The 22,172-nt window shown below is 60.6% G+C and carries 20 protein-coding genes; 6 read left to right on the top strand and 14 right to left on the bottom strand.

All coding sequences use genetic code 11. The features are described from left to right. Positions 1–5 precede the first annotated feature (5 nt). The 3 genes from FQ182_RS05755 to FQ182_RS05745 are packed head-to-tail and all read right to left on the bottom strand — an operon-like array spanning position 6 to position 2,761. Positions 6–1,439, bottom strand: a complete 1,434-nt coding sequence (locus FQ182_RS05755; RefSeq protein ID WP_218575085.1) for an N-acetylmuramoyl-L-alanine amidase — start codon at positions 1,437–1,439, stop codon at positions 6–8. A 3-nt stretch (positions 1,440–1,442) separates the two neighbouring features. Next, complete coding sequence (gene tsaE / locus FQ182_RS05750; protein WP_149411158.1) at positions 1,443–1,913, bottom strand: tRNA (adenosine(37)-N6)-threonylcarbamoyltransferase complex ATPase subunit type 1 TsaE; 471 nt, start codon at positions 1,911–1,913, stop codon at positions 1,443–1,445. Beyond that, the gene (locus tag FQ182_RS05745) at positions 1,901–2,761 is read right to left on the bottom strand and encodes an NAD(P)H-hydrate dehydratase (RefSeq protein ID WP_149411159.1); all 861 of its coding nucleotides are present in this window, start codon (positions 2,759–2,761) and stop codon (positions 1,901–1,903) included. Before FQ182_RS05745 ends, tsaE begins: the two co-directional genes overlap by 13 nt. Before the next feature lie 62 nt (positions 2,762–2,823). Between FQ182_RS05745 and queG the strand changes: the two genes are divergently transcribed. Continuing rightward, positions 2,824–3,903, top strand: a complete 1,080-nt coding sequence (gene queG / locus FQ182_RS05740) for a tRNA epoxyqueuosine(34) reductase QueG (protein ID WP_149411160.1) — start codon at positions 2,824–2,826, stop codon at positions 3,901–3,903. Here queG and FQ182_RS05735 read toward each other — a convergent pair. Next, on the bottom strand, positions 3,885–4,496 hold the full coding sequence (locus tag FQ182_RS05735; protein WP_149411161.1) for a trimeric intracellular cation channel family protein: 612 nt from the start codon (positions 4,494–4,496) through the stop codon (positions 3,885–3,887). The two genes, queG and FQ182_RS05735, sit on opposite strands and share 19 nt — an antisense overlap. A gap of 175 nt (positions 4,497–4,671) precedes the next feature. Beyond that, positions 4,672–5,214, bottom strand: a complete 543-nt coding sequence (gene orn, locus FQ182_RS05730) for an oligoribonuclease (RefSeq protein ID WP_149411162.1) — start codon at positions 5,212–5,214, stop codon at positions 4,672–4,674. Between the two features lie 106 nt (positions 5,215–5,320). On the opposite strand from orn, the gene rsgA reads away from it, so the two are divergent. Continuing rightward, entirely contained in the window at positions 5,321–6,352 is a 1,032-nt protein-coding gene (gene rsgA / locus FQ182_RS05725; protein WP_149411163.1) for a small ribosomal subunit biogenesis GTPase RsgA, read from the top strand. Between the two features lie 57 nt (positions 6,353–6,409). Here the strand turns inward: rsgA and motB are convergent, their stop codons facing one another. Both motB and motA read right to left on the bottom strand, forming a co-directional pair. Beyond that, entirely contained in the window at positions 6,410–7,435 is a 1,026-nt protein-coding gene (gene motB / locus FQ182_RS05720) for a flagellar motor protein MotB (protein WP_149411164.1), read from the bottom strand. Between the two features lie 3 nt (positions 7,436–7,438). Next, positions 7,439–8,290 (bottom strand): flagellar motor stator protein MotA, encoded by an 852-nt coding sequence (gene motA, locus FQ182_RS05715; RefSeq protein WP_057724293.1) that lies wholly within the window; start codon positions 8,288–8,290, stop codon positions 7,439–7,441. A 166-nt stretch (positions 8,291–8,456) separates the two neighbouring features. Here motA and FQ182_RS05710 point away from each other — a divergent pair, with 166 nt between their 5' ends. Genes FQ182_RS05710 through asd form a run of 3 tightly spaced genes read left to right on the top strand, consistent with a single transcriptional unit; the run spans position 8,457 to position 11,744 of the window. Further along, complete coding sequence (locus FQ182_RS05710; RefSeq protein ID WP_149411165.1) at positions 8,457–9,992, top strand: HDOD domain-containing protein; 1,536 nt, start codon at positions 8,457–8,459, stop codon at positions 9,990–9,992. 58 nt (positions 9,993–10,050) lie between these two features. Then, positions 10,051–10,866 carry a rhodanese-like domain-containing protein gene (locus FQ182_RS05705; RefSeq protein ID WP_149411166.1) on the top strand — a complete coding sequence of 272 codons (816 nt, stop codon included), beginning with the start codon at positions 10,051–10,053 and terminating at the stop codon, positions 10,864–10,866. 17 nt (positions 10,867–10,883) lie between these two features. Next, on the top strand, positions 10,884–11,744 hold the full coding sequence (gene asd / locus FQ182_RS05700) for an archaetidylserine decarboxylase (RefSeq protein ID WP_149411167.1): 861 nt from the start codon (positions 10,884–10,886) through the stop codon (positions 11,742–11,744). A gap of 67 nt (positions 11,745–11,811) precedes the next feature. On the opposite strand, the gene serB is transcribed toward asd, so the two are convergent. Then, on the bottom strand, positions 11,812–13,026 hold the full coding sequence (gene serB / locus FQ182_RS05695) for a phosphoserine phosphatase SerB (RefSeq protein ID WP_149411168.1): 1,215 nt from the start codon (positions 13,024–13,026) through the stop codon (positions 11,812–11,814). Positions 13,027–13,160: 134 nt separating this feature from the next. Between serB and FQ182_RS05690 the strand changes: the two genes are divergently transcribed. Continuing rightward, the gene (locus FQ182_RS05690) at positions 13,161–14,687 is read left to right on the top strand and encodes an AhpA/YtjB family protein (RefSeq protein WP_149411169.1); all 1,527 of its coding nucleotides are present in this window, start codon (positions 13,161–13,163) and stop codon (positions 14,685–14,687) included. Between the two features lie 216 nt (positions 14,688–14,903). Here the strand turns inward: FQ182_RS05690 and FQ182_RS05685 are convergent, their stop codons facing one another. The 6 genes from FQ182_RS05685 to FQ182_RS05660 form a co-directional block, all read right to left on the bottom strand. Then, complete coding sequence (locus FQ182_RS05685) at positions 14,904–15,611, bottom strand: membrane integrity-associated transporter subunit PqiC (protein WP_149411170.1); 708 nt, start codon at positions 15,609–15,611, stop codon at positions 14,904–14,906. Positions 15,612–15,788: 177 nt separating this feature from the next. Beyond that, entirely contained in the window at positions 15,789–18,053 is a 2,265-nt protein-coding gene (gene parC, locus FQ182_RS05680; protein WP_149411171.1) for a DNA topoisomerase IV subunit A, read from the bottom strand. Positions 18,054–18,063: 10 nt separating this feature from the next. Next, positions 18,064–18,585: a TIGR02281 family clan AA aspartic protease gene (locus FQ182_RS05675; protein ID WP_149411172.1), complete on the bottom strand. Its 522-nt coding sequence runs from the start codon at positions 18,583–18,585 to the stop codon at positions 18,064–18,066. Continuing rightward, positions 18,582–19,577 (bottom strand): esterase-like activity of phytase family protein, encoded by a 996-nt coding sequence (locus FQ182_RS05670; RefSeq protein WP_149411173.1) that lies wholly within the window; start codon positions 19,575–19,577, stop codon positions 18,582–18,584. The genes FQ182_RS05675 and FQ182_RS05670 overlap by 4 nt, the downstream gene beginning before the upstream one ends. Beyond that, entirely contained in the window at positions 19,577–21,481 is a 1,905-nt protein-coding gene (gene parE, locus FQ182_RS05665) for a DNA topoisomerase IV subunit B (RefSeq protein WP_149411174.1), read from the bottom strand. Before parE ends, FQ182_RS05670 begins: the two co-directional genes overlap by 1 nt. A gap of 44 nt (positions 21,482–21,525) precedes the next feature. Further along, positions 21,526–22,134 carry a YqiA/YcfP family alpha/beta fold hydrolase gene (locus FQ182_RS05660; RefSeq protein ID WP_149411175.1) on the bottom strand — a complete coding sequence of 203 codons (609 nt, stop codon included), beginning with the start codon at positions 22,132–22,134 and terminating at the stop codon, positions 21,526–21,528. Positions 22,135–22,172: the final 38 nt, after the last annotated feature.

Below are 22,172 nucleotides of genomic sequence, written 5' to 3'. Positions count from 1 at the left end.
GCTCATTACTGCGCCGCCAATTCAGTGCCAGGGATGGTCAACATCTGGCCAATTTTCAATTCATCGCTTTTCAGGTTGTTGGCGCTACGCAACGTCGCGGCCGAAACCTGAAAACGCACCGCCAGCATCGCTACAGTGTCGCCGGGCTGTACACGATGGTCGCGAGGCCCTTGGGCGATTTTCCCGGAATCACGTAACCAGGCGACGTAGCTTCCCGGTGGCGGATTCTGCTGGAAGAACTGGCGAATTCCGGAGCTGATGGAGCGTGCCAGCGCCTGCTGGTGGCTGGCCGCCGACAGCTTGGAGGCTTCGTTGGCGTTGGAAATAAACCCGGTTTCCACCAGGATCGACGGAATATCCGGCGACTTGAGCACCATGAACCCGGCCTGCTCCACCCGCTGTTTGTGCAACGGCGTGACGCGGCCGATATTGCTCAATACCTTCTGCCCGACATTCAGGCTGGACGTCAGCGAGGCGGTCATCGACAAATCGAGCAACACACCGGCGAGCATGCGGTCCTTGTCATCCAGGGACACGTTGCCAGCGCCGCCGATCAAGTCGGAACGGTTTTCACTGTCCGCCAGCCAGCGGGCGGTTTCGGAGGTAGCGCCACGGTCAGACAGGGCGAACACTGACGCACCAAAGGCCGCACTTGAGGGCGCGGCGTCGGCATGGATCGAAACAAACAGGTCAGCACCCTTCTTGCGGGCGATTTCGGTACGACCACGCAACGGAATGAAGTAGTCACCGGTGCGGGTCAACTCGGCGCGGTAGCCTTTCATGCCGTTGATCTGGCGTTGCAGTTCACGGGCGATGGCCAGCACCACGTCTTTCTCACGCTGGCCGCGCGAGCCGGAGGCGCCAGGGTCTTCGCCACCGTGACCGGCATCGATGACGACGATGATGTCACGCTTGCCCGCCGGAGCCGGTGGCATCGGTGGCAGCTTGACCTGGGGTTGCGCCGTAGAAGCCGGCACCGCAGGCACCGTCGCGACACTCGGCGTTGGCACGGGCGGCGGCGCGGCATCGGCGGCGTTGTCGAACAGGTCGACCACCAGTCGGTTACCGTATTGAGCGTTAGGTGCCAGGGAGAAGCTTTTCGGGGTGACGGCCTTTTTCAGGTCGATGACCACCCGCAAATCCGTCGGCGTGCGTTGGGCCGAGCGCATGGCGGTAATCGGGGTATTGGCGGTGGACACTTTCAACGGCGCGGCCAGGGTCGCACCGTTGATGTCGATCACCAGGCGGTCAGGCGCCGTCAGGGTGAAGACGCTGTGCTGAACCGGCCCAGACAGATCAAATACCAGTCGCGTGTTATCCGGTGCCCGCCACAGGCGAACACTGCGCACCTGTGAAGCAGCCAGAGCATTGACAGTCATTGCCGCAAGCAACACCCCTACGACAGTAACCAACGCGCGAAAGCGCATACCTAACCCCATTAATTATTTGAATTCCAATGCCAAGGCGGCGCACCACGACTCACTGCGCACGCTCTGGGACAACAACTTCAGCTGACGTCCATGCTCATGCGGGGTAATGGTAATGGTCAGGTCAGGCTTTGGCAAAAAGCCTGTGCCTTTATCTGGCCATTCGATCAGGCACAAGGCGTCTTCATCGAAGTAATCGCGAATGCCCATGTACTCCAACTCCTCAGGATCAACCAAACGATAGAGGTCGAAATGGAACGCTCGCACATCGCCGATTTCGTAAGGTTCCACCAGGGTAAAAGTAGGACTCTTCACTGCTCCTTCATGCCCCAGCCCGCGAATGATGCCCCGCGACAAAGTGGTCTTCCCCGCCCCCAGGTCGCCTTCCAGAAAAATCAGCCCCGAGCCCTTCGTGACAACGGCAATCCGCTTGCCAAACGCGACCATGGCCTCTTCATCGGCCAGATACAGGGTTACTTCAGACACGGTGACTGCTCCTCCAGCAACTGACGAATGGCGGGAATCAAATCACTGGCAGCCAGCCCGCGACCAAAGGTGCCTTGGCGATCTCCCGCCGTGGCGTGCAACCAGACGGCCAGGCTGGCCGCCTCAAACGCTGGCATACCCTGGGCCAGCAATGCACCCACCAGACCGGCCAGGACATCGCCAAGACCTGCGGTGGCCATGGCCGGATGGCCCTGATCACATTGCGACACCCGTCCGTCCGGACTGGCGATCAAACTGCCTGCGCCCTTGAGGATCGCCACCGTCTTGAATTTTTGGCTCAATCCGCGCGCAACTTTAAGACGATCTGCCTGAACCTCGACTGTCGAAATCCCCATCAGCCTCGCGGCTTCACCGGGATGCGGCGTTATCACGCAGTTGGCTGGCAGGCTGACGCTGCCTGCCGCCAGCAGGTTCAGCGCATCGGCGTCCCACACTTGCGGCTGCTTGGCATTGGCGGCCACCGACAGCAGGCTTTTGCCCCAAGACGCTTCGCCCAAACCCGGGCCGATGACGATCACTGAAATTTTTTCCAGCAAGCCCATCAATTGATTGGCGGAATGCACACCAACGGTCATGACTTCCGGCAAACGCGCCAGGGCCGCCGAGACGTGCTCGCTGCGGGTCGCCAGGGACACCATGCCAGCACCGCTGCGCAGGGCGCTTTCGGCGCTGAGCAGTACGGCGCCGCCAAAACCACGGTCGCCACCCATCAGCAATACATGGCCAAACTGGCCTTTATGGGCATCCTGGGAACGAGCAGGCAGTTGCGGCAATTGGCCGGGCAACAGGTGCTGAACGTCGGTTATTGGGTGTTTTGTCTGAGGCATGCGTCTTCAAGCTCCGATGTCTGGCAGAATTATACGCATCTAACCTGCGGTTTCTCTTGTTCATGCCTGCTATTACTTCCGATCTGCCCGCCCTCGCCCAATCGATCAAAGACTGGGGCCAGGAGCTTGGCTTTCAACAAGTTGGCATCAGCGGCCTGGACCTGGCCGAGGCAGAGCAGCACCTGCAACGCTGGCTCGACGCCGGCTACCACGGCGAGATGGACTACATGGGCGCCCATGGCAGCAAGCGCTCCCACCCCGAAGAGCTGGTGCCCGGCACCTTGCGCGTGGTGTCCCTGCGCATGGATTACCTGCCCGGCGACACCCACATGGCGCATCTACTGGCCCAACCTGAAAAAGCCTATGTCTCCCGCTACGCCCTGGGCCGCGACTACCACAAGCTGATCCGCAAACGCGTCCAGCAACTGGCGGACAGGATTCAGGCGCAGATCGGCCCGTTCGGCTTTCGCGCCTTTGTCGACAGCGCCCCGGTGCTGGAAAAAGCCATTGCTGAACAAGCCGGGCTGGGCTGGATCGGCAAAAACACCTTGGTGCTCAATCGCAAGGCCGGCAGTTACTTCTTCTTGAGCGAACTGTTTGTCGACCTGCCATTGCCGGTCGACCCACCCCACGCCACCGAACACTGTGGTCGCTGCACCGCCTGCCTGGACATCTGCCCTACCAATGCCTTCGTCGGGCCATACGTGCTGGACGCCCGGCGCTGTATTTCCTACCTGACCATCGAACTGAAAACCGCGATCCCCGAAGACCTGCGCCCCTTGATCGGCAACCGGGTGTTTGGCTGCGATGACTGTCAGATCGTTTGCCCGTGGAATCGTTTCGCACGATCCACAGCCGAAGGCGATTTCAAGCCTCGGCACAATCTGGATAACGCAGAACTGGCCGAACTATTCATGTGGGATGAGGATAAATTTCTCAGCAACACCGAAGGTTCACCCCTTCGCCGCGCCGGTTATGAGCGTTGGCTGCGCAATCTGGCCGTGGGCCTGGGCAACGCGCCTTCTAGCATTCCGGTGTTGGAAGCCTTGAAGGCGCGCCGAGAATACCCTTCGGAGTTGGTGCGCGAACATGTGGAGTGGGCGCTGAAGCAACACGCCGAGCGTCAATGTTCGTCGCTGTAGACGAACTTGGGCATTTCCCAGCGAAAACGGATCGCCAGCAGGCGCAATAGAAAGCCACTGAACAGGGTCAGCAGGATCGCTTGTTCACTGGGCAGTTGCAGGTAGATGCACAGCATGTAGCACCAGGCTGCGAGGAACGACACGCTGGCATACAACTCCCGCCGGAAAATCAGCGGGATGTCGTTGCAGAAGATATCCCGCAGGATGCCGCCGAATACGCCAGTGATCACACCGCTGACCGACGCCACCAACATACCGTGGCCCATTTCCAGGGCGGTCATGCAGCCGATAAGGGTGAACGCCACCAGCCCCACGGCATCCAGCGCCAGGAACAGCGAGCGCAGGTGGCGCATCAGCGGGGCAATGAAGATCGTCACCAGGGCGGCGGCAGAGGTCAGCACCAGGTATTCCGGGTGCTTGACCCAGGTCAGTGGGTAGTGGCCAAGCAACACGTCGCGCACCGAACCACCGCCGAGCGCCGTCACGCAGGCGATCAATACCACGCCAAACCAATCCATGCCACGCCGACCGGCAGACAACGCGCCGGTCATGGCTTCAGCGGTGATGGCGATGAGATAGAGCATCAGCAGCATGAGGGCGATCCTTACAAATTGTGGCGAGGGGGCTTGCCCCCGTTGGGGTGCGAAGCAGCCCCTTTATATATAAAGGCATCGAGGTTTTTCAGGTAGACCGGGATGTCAGGCTTCAGGGCCGCTTCGCAGCCCAACGAGGGCAAGCCACCTCGCCACAACAGCTCACCCGCCCAAATCAGAACTTGATGAAATGCTTGCGGTAATGCTGCAGCTCGGCAATCGACTCGCGAATATCATCCAGCGCCAGGTGGGTGCTGCCTTTGTGGAAGCTGTCCTTCACCTCCGGCGCCCAGCGCGCCGCCAGCTCTTTCAAGGTCGACACATCCAGGTTGCGGTAGTGAAAGTAGTTTTCCAGCGCCTTCATGTGGGTATAAAGAAAACGTCGGTCCTGACAAATGCTATTACCGCAGATCGGCGACTTGCCCTTGGGCACCCATTTTTCCAGAAAGGTGATGGTTTGCGCTTCGGCCTCGGCCATGCTGATACGGCTCTCGCGCACTCGCTGGGTCAGGCCCGTGCCGCCGTGGGTGCGGGTGTTCCACTCATCCATCGTGGCGAGGACTTCGTCGCTGTGGTGGATGGCGATCACCGGGCCTTCAGCCAAGGTATTGAGGTTGCTGTCCGTGACGATGGTCGCCATCTCAATGATGACGTCGGTGTCAGGGTTCAGACCGGTCATTTCCAGATCGATCCAAATCAGGTTCTGTGGGTTTTGCATGTCTTGGTTCCTTGGCACCTTGGCGTAGCTGCGCAGTTTAGCAGGCGAGGCATGCTAGACTCGCGACCGTTTTACCTAACCTTTGCATTATCGACACGGAACACCAATGGCCAAACGCCAGCTCAACCGTCGCCAAAACTGGCGCATCGAAAAGATTCAGGGTGAACGCGCTGCCCGCGCCGCCAAACGTGAATCCTCCGCCGTGGAAGCGCTTGAGGGTGGCGACCTTGGCCCCGAGCAAACGGGCCTGGTGATCGCGCACTTCGGTGTGCAGGTCGAGGTCGAGGCCCAGGACGGCGAACAAGCTGGCAATGTGTTCCGTTGCCACTTGCGCGCCAACCTGCCGGCGTTGGTGACCGGCGACCAAGTGGTCTGGCGTGCCGGCAACCAAGGCATCGGTGTGATCGTGGCGCAACTGCCGCGCACCACCGAACTGCGCCGCCCGGACAGCCGTGGCCAGCTCAAGCCGGTGGCGGCTAACGTCGACATGATCGTCATTGTCTTCGCGCCACTGCCCGAGCCCCATGCCAACCTGATCGACCGCTACCTGGTAGCCGCCGAACATGCGGGCATTCGGCCGTTGCTGCTGCTGAACAAATTCGACCTGATCGACGAGCAGAACGCCCCGGCGCTCAATGCGTTGCTGGCGGTCTACCGCACCCTGGGTTACCCGGTGTTGGAAGTCTCGGCCCATCACGGCAACGGCATGGAGTTGCTCCAGGAGCAGTTGGACGGGCGCATCAGTGTGTTCGTCGGCCAGTCGGGCGTCGGCAAGTCGTCGCTGGTCAACAGCCTGCTGCCGGAAGTCGAAGCCCGTGTCGGCCCGCTGTCGGAGCTGTCCGGCCAGGGTACTCACACCACCACCACCGCGCGGTTGTTCCACTTCCCAGGTGGCGGTGAGCTGATCGACTCCCCAGGGATTCGTGAATTCGGCCTGGGCCACGTCAGCCGCGCCGATGTCGAAGCGGGCTTTATCGAGTTCAACGACTTGATCGGCACCTGCCGCTTTCGCGACTGCAAGCACGACCGCGAGCCGGGCTGCGCTCTGCTCAAGGCCCTGGAAGACGGTCGCGTGCAACAGCAGCGGATGAACAGCTATCGCTCGATCATCGCCAGCTTGCCCGAAACCAGTTACTGACTGGTCGATGCAACATTGTGGTGAGGGGCTTGCCCCCTCGCCACAATTGCGCCCTGCTTATGACCCCGTAGCCGGCTGAGTCGGGTCTTTCACCCCACCGTCATCAAACAGGTTCAGCTTCTGCCGCAACTCATGGGCCGGTAATGGCTGCTGTTCTGGTGGCAGTGCATTCGGGTCCACCGGCACTTCCCCTGGCGCACCCTCACCTTGAGTCGGCACCGCCGGTTGAGGCGCACTTTGCTCACCTTCAATCGCACGCTGGGCCTTTTTGGTCAGCACGACGATATCGATTCGGCGGTTGACCGGGTTGAACGGGTCCTTGGCATCAAACAGTGCCGAGGAAGCAAAACCCACTACCCGTGCCACTTGCGCGTCCGGGTAGCTACCCGCGATCAAGGCACGACGTGCAGCGTTGGCACGGTTGGCCGACAACTCCCAGTTACCAAAGTCACCCAGGCCCGAATAAGGTTTGGCATCGGTATGACCACTGACGCTGATCTTATTCGGCACCGCTTTGATGGTGTCGGCCATGGCCAGCAGAATATCTTCGAAATACGGCTTCAAGCGCGCACTGCCTGAGTCAAACATCGGCCGATTCGCGGCGTCCATGATCTGGATGCGCAAGCCATCCGGAGTGATCTGGAACAGGATCTGGTCCTTGAATTTTTGCAGTTGCGGATTCTCATCGACCTTGTTCTGCAGTTCTTGCAGGAGCAATTCCAGGCGTTCCTGCTCGACCTGTTCGGCCATACTTTCGACGGTTTCACGCTCGATGGGAATATTTTCCTGGGGCGACTCGGTCTTCACTTCCGGGTTGATAGTGCGCTCGGGCGCCAGTTGCGGCGAGCCGCCCAGGTCGATCACAAAAGGTGTGCCGCTCTCGGAAAACCCGATGGGGTCCTTGAAGTAACCAGCGATGGCGATCTTCTGTTCCGGCGTGGCAGTGGACATCAGCCACAGCACCAGGAAGAACGCCATCATTGCCGTGGCAAAGTCAGCGAAGGCGATTTTCCAGGCGCCGCCGTGGTGCCCGGCAGCGAAGCGCTTGACGCGCTTGATGATGATCGGCTGGTTGTTTTCCATGACTTAGCGACCGCGAACCGCTTGTTCCAGCTCGGCAAAGCTCGGACGGTGCTTGGGATAGAGCACTTTGCGGCCGAATTCCACTGCCAGTGACGGCGGCATGCCGGAGGCCGAAGCCACCAGGGAAGCCTTGATCGCCTCGTAAAGATTGATCTCTTCCTTGGCGTCATGGGCCAGGGAGGTGGCCAGCGGACCAAAGAAACCGTAGGCGGCGAGAATACCGAAGAAGGTACCGACCAGGGCCGCACCTACGTGCATGCCGATGGCCGCCTGGTCGCCCTCGCCGAGGGAGGCCATGGTCACCACGATCCCGAGTACCGCTGCCACAATACCGAAACCGGGCATGCCGTCGGCGATGCCAGTCACCGCATGGGAGGGGTGCTCAAGCTCTTCCTTCAAGCTGAACAACTCCATGTCGAACAGGCCTTCCAGCTCATGGGGGGCCATGTTGCCGGAGGACATGATGCGCAGGTAATCGCAGATGTAGGCGGTCATACGCTCATCCTTGAGTACGGCCGGGTACTTGGCGAAAATCGGGCTCGCTGCCGCGTCCTCGATGTCGCCCTCAATGGCCATCATGCCTTCGCGGCGGCTCTTGTTGAGGATCTCGTAGACCAGGCCCAGCACTTCCAGGTAGAAGGTGTGGGAGAAGCGCGAGCTGAACATGCCCAACGACTTCTTGATCACGTGCATGGTCATGTAGCCAGGGTTGGCCTGCAGGAATGCACCAAACGCCGCACCACCGATGATCAGCACTTCGAAAGGCTGGATCAGCGCCGCAATTTTACCGTGGGACAGGACGTATCCGCCGAGCACGCTCGCGATGACGACGATGATGCCGATAATTTTAGCCATAGGGGATGAGTACTTGCGCCGTCGGGTTCATGGACATATTCAGAAGATCTAAAAACTCTTCTTCTACTTATCGGCAAAACTGCGCCAGACTATAGCCCGTTAAGGCGAAAAGCCAGTTCGGCCCGCTCTGGGCGTGTTGACCGCAAGTGATGATCGCGCCCCAATCATGGCAAATGAAACGACAGTCCCAACCTCAAGACCCAACACCATTTCTGGCTGGATAAAGCGCCTGGATGAGGTTCTGCTGCCCGTCCCACAAGCCAGCTATGACGCGGTATGCAAAGCCATCGGCGACAACCGCCGATCGTTGCGAGATATTGCAGATCTGATGCAAAACAGCCCCGCGCTGGTGCTCAGTATGATGCGCGAAGCCAACAACCATGCTCACGGCAGCCTTGCAGAGCCTGCGGAAAACCTTGAGGTGGCGATCAACCGCCTCGGTTTAAAACGCACCGAAGAACTGCTCGCCCGCCTGCCTTCAGTCCCCCTCAATGAAATCCCCGTGGCGCTGCGCCAACTGCAACTGGTCAGCCAGCACGCCTCGCAACAAGCCAGCGGCCTGTTTGCCAGTCGCCTGGCACGGCTATGGCAAGACATCCATTGGGGCAGCCTGTTGTTTCTTTCGCCGCTGTGGCCAATGGCGATTGCCTATCCCAAGCTGCTGGAGGAGTGGGAACTACGAGTGATCCACAAAGGCCAATCGGCACGCAAGGTCGAGCAGGAGTTGTTTGGCGTACGCCTGCTGGATTTGTGCCTGGGACTGACCGAGGCCTGGCGCCTGCCGATCTGGGTCTCCCAGGGCTATCACTTGTTGCAGAATGAACGTCGCCTACTGATCAAGGCGCTGCGCATCGCCCGCAATGAAGATCCGCTGCGTCAACAGCAACAGCTCGATGACGATCCGGCGCTGCGGCGCTGGCTGAACCAGCCGGCCAACACCGTGCTGCTGGCCAACGGCATGGCCCTGGCAGCGCAAGAGTCCTGGAGTTGCCCGCACACCCGGCGCTGGCAATACTTGACCGCGCTGTACCTGCAACACCCCTTGGGCGAGGTACAGCAGCAGGTTCACCAACAAGCAGTGATCAGCGCCCGCAATACGCTGGCGGCCGATCTTTGGCACCCGGCACTTGCGCTGATCTGGCCGTGGAACGTGCAACGGGTCCATCGCGGCCTGCTGCCGGCACCGCCGCCGACCGCCGAAGCCCTGGCTGTTTGGCGCAAACACTGCAGCGAATTGCTGGTGGAGCCGAATCGTTTTGCCAACGCCATGCACCTGACCACCTGCGCCAAGGAGGCCCTGGTGGCCAGCGGCATGCAACGGGTCATGCTGTTGATGGCCGACCGTACCTTGAGCACCTTGCGCGTGCATCAGGTCGACGGCCTGCCCAAGGACGCTGCCCACATGAGCCTGGACGTCGCGCAAAGCACGCTGTTGCAGCGCTTGCTGGAGAAGTCCGCCCAGGTGCGCCTGACGCCCGACAACCATGTACAGTTCTCGGCACTGCTACCCGCCTCGTTGCGCCGCCTGTTTATCGGCGAGCACCTGCTGTTGCGCTCCCTGAGTTGCAATGGACGGGTGGCGATGCTGATGATTGCCGACCAGGGCGGCGGGCCGTTCTCGGAAACCACCGTACAAGCCTTCGGCAAAACCGCTCAATGCATTGAGAAGGCCCTGCACAGCTTTACCAACCGCAGCGCTTGATGCTTGCGCTACAATCGCCCTCCTTTACAGCCCTAAACTTGTGCCCAGGAGACCTCACATGCCTGACTTCTCTGGCTTGCCGCTGGTGATCGAGCCCAGCGACCTGCTCGGTCGCCTCGACGCAGAAACCCTGATTCTGGTGGACCTCACCAGCGCCGAACGCTACGCCACCGGGCATATCCCCGGCGCACGATTCGTCGATCCCAAACGCACCCAACTGGGCCAACTGCCTGCTCCAGGCTTGCTGCCAGCCAAAGCCTCCCTGGAAACGCTGTTCGGTGAACTGGGCCATACGCCGGGCGCCACCTACGTGGTCTATGACGACGAAGGCGGCGGCTGGGCCGGGCGTTTTATCTGGCTGCTCGATGTTATCGGCCACAAGAAGTATCACTACCTCGACGGCGGCCTGCTGGCGTGGCTGGATGAAAAACAGCCTGTTTCCACCAACGTGCTGGCCAGTGCCGGCGGCCCGGTCAGCCTGACGCTGCACGACGAGCCCACCGCCACCCGCGAATACTTGCAAAGTCGTCTGGGCTCCGCCGACCTGGGCATCTGGGATGCCCGTGGCCCGCTGGAGTATTCGGGAGAGAAAGTCCTCGCCGCCAAGGCCGGGCACATCCCCGGCGCGGTGAACTTCGAATGGACCGCTGGCATGGACAAGGCGCGCAACCTGCGCATCCGTCGCGACATGCCGCAGATCCTCGAAGACCTCGGACTTACCCGCGACAAAGAAATCATCACCCACTGCCAGACTCACCACCGTTCTGGCTTCACCTATCTGGTGGCCAAGGCGCTCGGTTATCCGCGAGTCAAAGGTTATGCCGGTTCCTGGGGCGAATGGGGCAACCACCCCGACACCCCCGTTGAGATTTAAGATTTTAAGGACAGTTAATGAAAAAGCGTTTGTTTATCCTCAGCCAGTACCTGCTGCCCCACCACCTGCTGTCACGGCTGGCCGGCTGCATTGCCGAATGCCGCGTGCGCTGGTTCAAGAATGCCTTCACCACCTGGTTCGCCAAGCGCTATCAAGTGGATATGTCCCAGGCCTTGGTGGAGGACGTGACCGCTTACGAGCACTTCAATGCCTTCTTCACCCGCGCCTTGAAAGACGGCGCACGCCCACTGGATCAAACCCCGGGCGCGGTACTGAGCCCGGCCGATGGTGCGGTCAGCCAACTCGGCCCGATTGAGCACGGCCGGGTGTTCCAGGCCAAGGGCCACAGTTTCAGCGTACTGGAATTGCTCGGGGGTGATGCCGCTGTAGCCGCGCCGTTCATGGGCGGCGACTTCGCCACTGTTTATCTGTCGCCGAAGGACTACCACCGGGTGCACATGCCATTGGCCGGCACCCTACGGGAAATGGTCTACATCCCGGGCCGAATCTTCTCGGTGAACCAAACCACGGCAGAAAATGTGCCGGAACTGTTTGCCCGTAACGAGCGTGTTGCCTGCATATTCGACACCGAACGCGGCCCGATGGCCGTGGTTCTGGTAGGCGCGATGATTGTGGCGTCGATTGAAACAGTCTGGGCCGGGCTGGTCACGCCGCCGAAACGTGAGCTGAAAACCGTGCGTTACGACGAAGCGGCACGCGCACCGATTTATCTGGAAAAAGGTGCAGAACTGGGACGCTTCAAGCTGGGTTCGACCGCCATCGTGCTGTTTGGGCCGGATCAGGTGAAATGGTCGGAAGAATTGCTGGCGGGTTCGCCGGTGCAGATGGGTCAAGGCATGGGCTTACCAAAGGCCTGATCGACGCACTACTTGTAGGAGCGAGCAAGGACTAGATACCCCTCGCTCCTACAGTTGTTTTGCGGGGCTAGAGCTGACCGTCGCGGTCACGGAAGCCCAACAGGTACAACACTCCATCCAGCCCCAACGTCGAAATCGCCTGCTTGGCCGATTGCTTGACTAGTGGTTTAGCACGAAACGCCACGCCCAACCCGGCAATCGCCAGCATCGGCAAGTCATTGGCGCCGTCACCGACCGCAATGGTCTGCTCCAGACGCAAACCTTCCTTGTGTGCCAACTCCCGCAGCAGATCGGCTTTACGCTGGGCGTCGACAATCGGCTCCACCGCCACGCCAGTCACCTTGCCGTCCACCACTTCCAGCTCGTTGGCGAACACGTAGTCGATGCCCAGCTTGGCCTGCAATTGCTTGGCGAAGTAGGTGAAGCCACCCGACAGGATGGCGGTCTTGTAGCCCAGGCGTTTGAGTTCGGCGAACAGAGTTTCGGCACCTTCGGTCAGGCGCAGCGACGCACCGATGGAGTCCAGCACGCTGACGTCCAGGCCTTTAAGCAACGCCAGGCGCTCCTTGAAACTAGCACGGAAATCCAGCTCGCCGGACATGGCACGCTCGGTAATGGCCGAGACTTGCTCACCCACGCCAGCAGCCTTGGCCAGTTCGTCGATGACTTCGGCTTCAATTAGCGTGGAGTCCATGTCGAACACCGCCAGCCGGCGGTTGCGTCGAAACAGCGAATCTTCCTGAAAGGCGATGTCGACGTTCAGTTCCTGGGCGACGCTCAGAAACTCAGCGCGCAAGGCCTGAGGGTCCGCCGGCTCACCGCGTACGGAAAACTCGATGCAGCCCTTGCCCTGGTCGGCCGGCGTGTCCAACGGCATACGCCCCGACAGACGGTCGATATGGTCGATGTTCAAACCGTATTGAGCGGTGATCGAGCTGACGCGTTGCAATTGCTCAGCCGTCACCTTGCGGGTCAGCAGAGTGACGATATGGCGTTTTTTGCCCTGACCGGCGACCCACTGGCGGTAATCCTCTTCGGACACCGGGGTGAAACGCACCTGCTGATCGAGCTTGTAGGCCGTAAACAGGATGTCCTTGAGCACCGACGACGCTTGCTCGGTACTCGGAATCTCCACCAGGATGCCAAACGACAAAGTGTCGTGGATCACCGCCTGGCCGATGTCGAGAATGTTCACACCACCCTGGGCCAGAACACCGGTAATGGCTGCGGTGAGACCCGGACGGTCCTCACCTGTGATGTTTATCAGGACAATTTCGCGCAAAGCGCACCCCCGAGGTGGAAAAAAACCGCATTCTACCCACTTTCAGTGACCATCGGGCACAGCCAGCGCTTTGCCGGTCTTGGGCCTGTCGCTATACTGCGCGTCAACTTCACGGACTAAAGAGCCGAGCTTAAGTGAACCGGCCCACGCCAGTAAAAACCGATAACTTCTTCCTGCTGATCTTCCGGGCACTGCGCCATCGCCGTGTACCGATCGCATTACGCATCGCCAGCCATAACGTGATCCTGGTCGCCCTGGCTCTGGTGATCTACGCCTGCGTGATGGGATTGCAATTCAAGCAGGCCATGCACGAGCAAGCCGACGCTCTGGGCGAAAGCTTGACCACCCAGACCGCCACCTCGGCGACCGAGCTGTTGGTGTCCAACGACATCCTCAGCCTCAACGTGCTGCTCAATAATCTGACCAAGAACCCGCTGGTGGCCCACGCGGCTATCTACAGCGTAGACAACCGGATCATGGCCGAAGCCGGGCAACGCCCGAAAAACGGCCTATTGGGTGAAGCCGAAGGCTTGTACCAGAGCAATATCACCTTTCAGGACGTGAAGGCCGGCCAACTGCGCATCAGCCTGGACATGCAGCAGTTCCAGCAGCCGATGACCATCAGCCTGCAAAGCATGGGCATTTTGAGTGCGATCCTGCTGGCCCTGTCCCTGGCCTTGAGCCTGCGCCTGGGGCGGAATATCTCCACGCCCCTGATGCAACTGCGCATTTGGCTGCGGGACATCGACGAACACACCCCGGCCACCGACCGCCAGGATGAAATTGGCGACCTCGCCCGCCAGTTGCACACCAGCTTCGCCCCGGAACCAGTAGTGCCCGAGGTTGAACCAGAGCCTGAGTACGGCGACACCGACTACGAAGAAGACAAACCTGCCTTTGGGCGCGACCCTGACTTCGACGAACGCGCGCCGGTGGCCGGGCTCAAGCCGGTATCCCGTCAGACGATCAAGGCAGAAGAAGACGACGAACTGGATGATGAAGACCCGTTCGCCGATCTTCGCGACCAGTCGCAATCAGCGCAGGTAGTCGCACCCAAGCCGGCACCCGCGCAAAACACCGAGCCGCAACACAGCGCTGTACTGGCGGTGCAACTGGGCGCGCAGGATCAACTACGTCGCTTGCCGCGCGCACGCCTGACCGAACTGCTGGAGCGCTACCGCGATTGCCTCGACCAGGCGGCATCGCTGTACCAGAGCGAACTGCACACCCTGAACGACGGCAGTACCTTGATGCTGTTCCACAGTGAAGACAGCGGCGAAGACTACCTGACCAATGCCATCTGCTGCGGCGAGCTGCTGCGAGCCCTGGGCCATGCACTGCAAATCGAAGTCGCCGACAGCGGCATCACCTTGCAGCTGCAACTGGGGCTGACGGTGGGTGACGACCTGTATGGCATGAGCCAGATTGATCTGCTGCTGACCGAAATCGCCCAGGATGCGCTGGCCTTGTCGCAACACAGCCGCAACTTGCTGCTGGTGGAACGCAAGATCAGTGATGACGCCCTGATCCGCCAACGTGCGCGGATCAGGCCCATCGCCAGCCCAGAGGGCGCCAGTTGTGTGGAGCGCTTGATGGAGCCGTATCCATCGATGCTGGAGCGGCAGTTGGCGCGAATGCATGAGAGGCGGGCGAAGAGCTAAACCCCACTCCTGTGGCGAGCGGGCTTGCCCGCGTTGGGGCGCGAAGCGGCCCTGAAAGCCACTACGGTCTTCCTGGAAAGCTGCGATAACCTTTATCGGGGCTGCTGCGCAGTACAATGCGGGCAAGCCCACTCGCCACAACAGCAACTTTCGCCATAAATACCCCACATACAACAAGGCCCGCTATCAGCGGGCCTTGTCTTGTCTGCGTTCAATTCAGAACCTGAACACTTCCATGTCGGTGCGAATCGGCGAGGCCATCGGGATTTTCGGCTTGTCCTGCACGGCCGGCTTGGCAGGTGCCGGGGCCGACTTGCGCGGTGCTTCGGCGACAGCTGGCTGATTGGCCAACGGCCTGAGTGCTACCGACAACTGCTCAGCCAGACGCTGCAACAACACACCCTGGGCCTGAACCTGGGAGGCGGTGCTGCCGACGTGTTCTTCCTGCAGATGCACGATACGGTTATCCCGCACCTGGCCGCGACGGTCGATCAAGCGCCACTGCGCATCGAGGATTGCCGGTTGCGAAACACCAGAATCCAGGCGCGTGATGGTCAGCAATACCTGCACATCCGGGGCAAAACCTGTGGGGGCAGGTGACAGCACCACCCGCTGACTGTCCAGATGACCGGCTACCTGGCGCAGCATCAACTGATTGATGTCCGATGACAGGCTACCCGCCCAGCGACCATCTGTGGAGCCTTGCAGGCTGCCATCGTTCTGACGTTGCAGCAGGGTCTCGCGTTGCAGGTAGTCAGCCACGACGACCGGGCCGAGCAATACCGCCATACCAGCACTTTGTGCAGGCTGGGCTGGGCTTCCACTGTCCAACTGATACAGCGACACAGGTTGGTGTGTGCTGCAACCCGCCAGGCCCAAAAGGCCAGCAAGCAACAAAATAAAAGGAAGGCGCGGAGCAGTCATCATCCCATCCAAGTGGCGGCCACAAGGCAAACCACAATGTAATACCTAAAAATAACCTGTACGCGCTCAGCCACGCCGGCGCTGGAAAGGCCATATCATCCGTGAATATGCGCCATGACTCCAGCGCGAAAGCGTCGATCTACGGGTTAAATCGTAGATCGAGTGCTCTATATCGCCTTAAGCGGGCGTTTCCACCAGCAATGCGTCCACTCGCTGGAAGCCGCGGGGCAATTTGTTTCCGCGACGGCCGCGCTCGCCCTTGTAGTGTTCCAGGTCGTCAGGGCGCAATGACAGCGTGCGCTTGCCGGCCTGCAGCACCAGGGTAGAGCCTTCCGGGATCACTGCAATATCGGTCACGTACTCTTCGCGACTGGCCACACGCTCACCGGGAATACCGATAATTTTGTTGCCCTTGCCTTTACCCAACTGTGGCAGATCGCTGATCTTGAAGATCAGCAACCGGCCTTCGGTGGTCACCGATGCCAGCCAATTACCTTCACGGTCACTGACCGGGCGCGGCAGGATCACCTTGGCGTTGTTCGGTAAGCTCAGCAAAGCCTTGCCAGCCTTGTTCTTGGCCTGCAGGTCTTCACCCTTGACCACGAATCCATAACCGGCGTCGGAGGCAATGACGTACAGCGAATCATCTTCCGGCACCAACACGCATTCGAAATTCGCCCCTGGCGGCGGCGTCAGACGCCCAGTCAACGGCTCGCCCTGCCCCCGCGCCGAAGGCAAGGTATGAGCCGGTACCGAATAACTGCGACCGGTGGAGTCGATAAACACCGCAAACTGATTGGAACGCCCGGCTGCAGAGGTCTTGAACCCGTCGCCAGCCTTATAGGACAAACCAGTGGCGTCAATATCATGCCCCTTGGCTGAACGAACCCAACCCTTTTCCGACAGAACGACGGTAATTTTCTCGTTGGGCAGCAACTCGGTTTCGGTCAGGGCCTTGGCTTCGGCACGCTGGACAATTGGCGAGCGGCGGTCATCGCCATAGGTTTCGGCGTCTTTTATCAGCTCTGTACGCACCAGCTTCTTCAACTTGGCTTCGCTGCCCAGCAAGGCCTGCAGCTTGGCTTGTTCCTTGAGCAGCGCGTCCTGTTCGTCCCGCAGCTTCATCTCTTCCAGTCGCGCCAACTGACGCAAGCGGGTGTCGAGGATGTAGTCAGCCTGCATCTCGCTCAACTCGAAACGCGCGATCAGCTCGGCCTTCGGATGCTCGGCGGTGCGGATGATATGAATGACGTCATCCAGGTTGAGGTAGGCAATCAGCAAACCGTCCAACAGATGCAGGCGACGCTCGACCTTGTCCAGCCGGTATTGCAGGCGGCGGCGCACGGTCTGCACGCGGAACTCCAGCCATTCCACCAGCAGCGCCCGCAGGTTCTTGAGCTGTGGCTTGCCGTCCAGACCGATGATATTGATGTTGACCCGGTAGCTGGATTCCAACTCGGTGCTGGCAAACAGGTGCTGCATCAGCACTTCGTGGTCAACCCGGTTGTTGGTCGGGATGATCACGATGCGGCATGGGTTTTCGTGGTCGGACTCGTCACGCAGGTCAGCGACTTGCGGCAGCTTCGACGGTTTGGACTGCATCAGCGCGGCGATCTGCTCCAGCACCTTGGCGCCGGACACCTGGTGCGGCAGTGCGGTGACAATAATGTCGCCGTCTTCGATGTGGTACACGGCGCGCATGCGCACCGACCCCTTACCGGTTTCGTACATTTTCAGCAGGTCGGCGCGCGGCGTGATGATTTCCGCTTCGGTCGGGTAGTCTGGGCCCTGGATATGTTCGCAAAGCTGCTCGACCGTGGCCTTGGGTTCATCCAGCAAGCGCACGCAGGCGGTGGCGACTTCCCGCAGGTTGTGCGGCGGCACGTCGGTGGCCATACCCACAGCGATGCCGGTGGTGCCATTGAGCAGGATATTCGGCAAACGCGCTGGCAACACCAGCGGCTCATCGAGGGTTCCGTCGAAGTTCGGGCCCCAGTTGGCAGTGCCCTGGCCCAGCTCGCTGAGCAGCACTTCGGAATAGCGCGACAGCCGCGCTTCGGTATAACGCATGGCAGCGAAGGACTTGGGGTCATCCGGCGCACCCCAGTTGCCCTGGCCGTCTACCAGGGTGTAGCGGTAGCTGAACGGCTGGGCCATCAGCACCATGGCTTCGTAGCACGCCGAGTCGCCGTGGGGGTGGAACTTGCCGAGCACGTCACCGACGGTACGCGCCGACTTCTTGTGCTTGGAGTCGGCGTCCAGGCCCAACTCACTCATGGCGTAGATAATGCGCCGCTGTACAGGCTTCAGGCCGTCGCCGATATGCGGCAAGGCACGGTCCATGATCACGTACATGGAGTAGTTGAGGTAGGCATTTTCGGTGAAGTCAGCCAGCGACCGGCGTTCTACGCCATCTAAGCTGTCTGCAAGGATGTCACTCATGCGGGCCTCATCATTGTTTGGTCTGGCGCAGCAGCAAGGTGCCGCCACGCTGGGTAAATTCAAGTTGTTTCAATGCGCTCATGCCCAACAACACTTGCTCGCCACCCAGCCCCGGCGCCACCAGTGCGCGGACGTCCCGCAGGACGATATCGCCCAACTGCAGGCGATCGAGGTGGGTGCGATAGCCCTGGCTGCGACCGTTGGCAGTGCTCAAGGTCACCGACAAGCCCCGCTTCAACCCCAAGCGCTCAGCCAGTTCGGCCGGCACCGCCACATCAGTGGCGCCGGTGTCGAGCATGAAATTCACCGGCTGGCCGTTGATCTGACCGCTGGCAACGAAATGCCCCTGGCCGTTGCCGACCAGTTTCACTTCTATATAACCCTCATGTTGCTCGGAGGTGACCACGGCATTGGGGTTTTCCTGACGCGCTTCCCACTGCCCAAAAAACCGTGTCGCCAAAAACAGCCCGGCACCCCAGGCCACAAACATCAACACACGTCCGGCACGCTTGCCGGGGGGCTGCTGGCTCATGGCTTGGCACTCCAGCCACCGACTGGGGCGGAAAAACGATAGACCATCGGCCTCTTTTCACCATCGGCGCGGGCGCCGAAATTATTGTCGATGCCAACCCATGCGCCGTCGGCGTCCACCAACAAAGCCTCCGCCAAGCCATAGGCCTGTGCATAACGCCGACTCGGCGTGAGGGTTTCGTCGGCAAACGACCAGCACAACTCGACCTGGGCGGTCACCGCATCCCGGCGGCAGATCTGGAACGCATTGCGCTCCAGGGTAAACAGCTTGCCATTGAACAGCGCCAGATCGGCAAAGTCCTTGGACACCGCCTTGGCACCCGGGAACTGAGCCGGTTGCATTTCCTGGCCGGCCTCGCTCAACAACACACAAGGCCCATCACAATCCCAAAGGCTTTGCGGGCGCTTGATCGAGATCAAACCCCGGCGCTCACGCTCGGCCGCCAGCCAGATCTGATTGCCTTCGGGGTTAACCGCCAGGCCTTCGAACAACGCATTGAAGTGCAGCAACATACCGCTGGCGCGGGCTTCACGAACCATGCCAGGGGCGATTTTCAACCATTCGGAGGCGCCGCTCGCAGGTACTTGCAGCACCGCCGCATGGGCTTCGCTGACAATGTAGCGATTGCCGGCGGCATCGCAGCTAATGCCTTCAAAATCCAGGTCGCCACCGCGAATGAACGACACGGCCTTGGTACGTGAGCGCAGGCCCCAGGGCAATCCAGATTCGGGCACTGGCGGTACGTCGATCTTTACCGTTTCGGCCTGCCAGACATCGGTGCGGGTATCGAGCCGGTAGATTTGCTCATCGTCGCGATCGGATACCGTCCACAACTCCTGGCCGCACAAGGCCAGGCCCGACAGGTTACCGCCGCGCATGCCCTCCACCGGGTGTTCGGACAACAGTTTGAGCTCAGCCACAGGCGCCGCGACCACCATCGTTGCCGCCAACCCGCTCAACAACAGTATCGCCAGGGCGAAACCGCTGCGCATCAGCCCAGTACCTCGGCGAGGTTGCCCTTGGACTCCAGCCAGCTCTTGCGGTCCGGCGCGCGTTTCTTCGCCAGTAGCATGTCCATCATTTCCGACGTGGCAGCGAAGTCTTCCAGGGTCAACTGCACCAGGCGCCGGGTATTGGGGTCCATGGTGGTTTCCCGCAGTTGCGGCGGGTTCATTTCACCCAAGCCCTTGAATCGGGTGACCTGTGGTTTGCCGCGTTTTTTCTCGGCCACCAGGCGATCAAGGATGCCATCGCGCTCGGATTCGTCCAGCGCGTAGAAAATCTCCTTACCCTGGTCGATGCGGTACAGCGGCGGCATGGCGACATAGATGTGACCGGCATCCACCAGCGGGCGGAAATGCTGGACGAACAGCGCACACAGCAGCGTGGCGATGTGCAGGCCGTCGGAGTCGGCATCGGCGAGGATGCAGATCTTGCCATAGCGCAGTTGGGCAATGTCCGCCGAGCCAGGATCGACACCGATGGCCACGGCAATGTTGTGTACTTCCTGGCTGGCCAGCACTTCGCTGCCGTCGACTTCCCAGGTGTTGAGGATCTTGCCCCGCAGCGGCAGGATCGCCTGGAACTCCTTGTCCCGCGCCTGCTTGGCCGAACCGCCGGCGGAATCACCTTCCACCAGGAACAGCTCGGAACGCATAGGGTCTTGCCCGGCACAATCAGCCAGTTTGCCGGGCAGTGCCGGCCCCTGGGTGATGCGCTTGCGTTCGACCTTTTTGCTGGCCTTGAGACGACGGCCCGCGTTGTTGATCGCCAGTTCCGCCAGGGCCAGGCCCAGTTCCGGGTGCTCGTTGAGCCACAGGCTGAAGGCGTCCTTGACCACACCAGAGACAAACGCTGCGGCTTCACGGGACGACAGACGCTCCTTGGTTTGGCCGGAGAATTGCGGCTCCTGCATTTTCATCGACAGGACGAAAGCGATCCGCTCCCAGACGTCTTCTGGTGCCAGCTTCACGCCCCGCGGCAACAGGCTGCGGTATTCGCAGAACTCGCGCATGGCATCCAGCAGGCCTTGGCGCAAACCATTGACGTGGGTGCCGCCTTGAGCGGTAGGGATCAGGTTGACGTAGCTTTCCTGAACGCTGTCACCGCCTTCGGGCAACCACAGCAAGGCCCAATCCACGGCCTCTTTATTACCAGACAGGCTGCCGCAGAACGGCTCGTTGGGCAGGCGTTCGAACTCGCAGACCGAATCTTCCAGGTAGGAGCGCAGGCCGTCTTCGTAGTGCCACTCGATTTTCTCGCCGGTGCCTTTGTCTTCGAAGCTGACCAGCAGGCCCGGGCACAGAACAGCCTTGGCCTTGAGTACGTGCTTGAGGCGGCTGATAGAGAATTTGGGTGAATCGAAGTATTTCGGGTCCGGAACGAAGTACACGCTGGTCCCGGTGTTGCGCTTGCCGACGGTGCCGATCACTTCCAGGTCGGTGGCCTTGTAGCCATCGGCGAAGGTCATCTGGTATTCGTTGCCGTCGCGCTTGACCTTGACCCGTACGTGATGGGACAGGGCGTTGACCACGGAAATGCCCACACCGTGCAAGCCGCCGGAGAACTGGTAGTTTTTGTTGGAGAACTTGCCGCCAGCATGGAGCTTGGTGAGGATCAGCTCGACGCCCGACACTCCCTCTTCCGGGTGAATGTCCACCGGCATGCCGCGACCATCGTCGCTGACTTCCAGGGAGTGGTCGGCGTGGAGGATGACTTGTACCGACTTGGCGTGCCCGGCCAAGGCTTCGTCGACGCTGTTGTCGATGACTTCCTGGGCAAGGTGGTTCGGCCGACTGGTGTCGGTGTACATACCGGGACGTTTGCGCACCGGGTCGAGGCCCGAGAGGACTTCGATGGCGTCGGCGTTATAAGAGCTAGCGCTGGGAGTGGCCATGGGGTCTCGTAGTGAGTCGTTCGATTAAAAAGTAACCTGCGATTTCAAAGTGCTAAAAAATCGAAGGATTGATACTGATCTGCGCCAATGCCGGCAAAACTCAACAGCGCCGGCAACTGCTGGGCAAAACCCTGGTAACCATGGTCGCCACCGGCCTGGATGCGCAAGGCACAGGCCCGGTAATACTGCTGGGCGTGGCGATAATCCAGAGTTTCGTCGCTGGTCTGCAACCACACCTGATAACGCTGGGCATCCTGGGGCGCCGGGACTTCCAGCTCGGCCAGGGCCGCCACGTGATCGTGGGTCAGTTCCCAGCTCTCATCGGTGTAGAGGTTCTTCTGGGTGCCCAGGTAACCGTCGAACATCCGATGCGGGCTGACGGCCGGGTTGACCAGCAAGGCGTTGAGGCCATGGCGTTCGGCAAGATGGGTTGCATAGTAGCCGCCGAGTGAGCTGCCGACCAGCAGTGGCCGCCCCAGCTCGCTGATCGCCTGCTCCAGCTGGGCGATAGCCTGGCGGGGGTGGTGATGCAGGGCCGGTACCCGCAGCTGATCAGCCAGACCGAGGCTGCCCATTACGGTGATCAGTTGGCTGGCCTTGTTGGACGCAGGCGCGCTATTGAAGCCGTGGATATACAAGATCGAAGCGGGCATGCCAGGCTCTCCATGCTTCAGCCAAAGAGACGCAGTTT

Source organism: Pseudomonas sp. ANT_H4, from assembly GCF_008369295.1.
Lineage (GTDB): Bacteria > Pseudomonadota > Gammaproteobacteria > Pseudomonadales > Pseudomonadaceae > Aquipseudomonas.
This window is presented reverse-complemented; position numbering and strand designations above follow the sequence as displayed.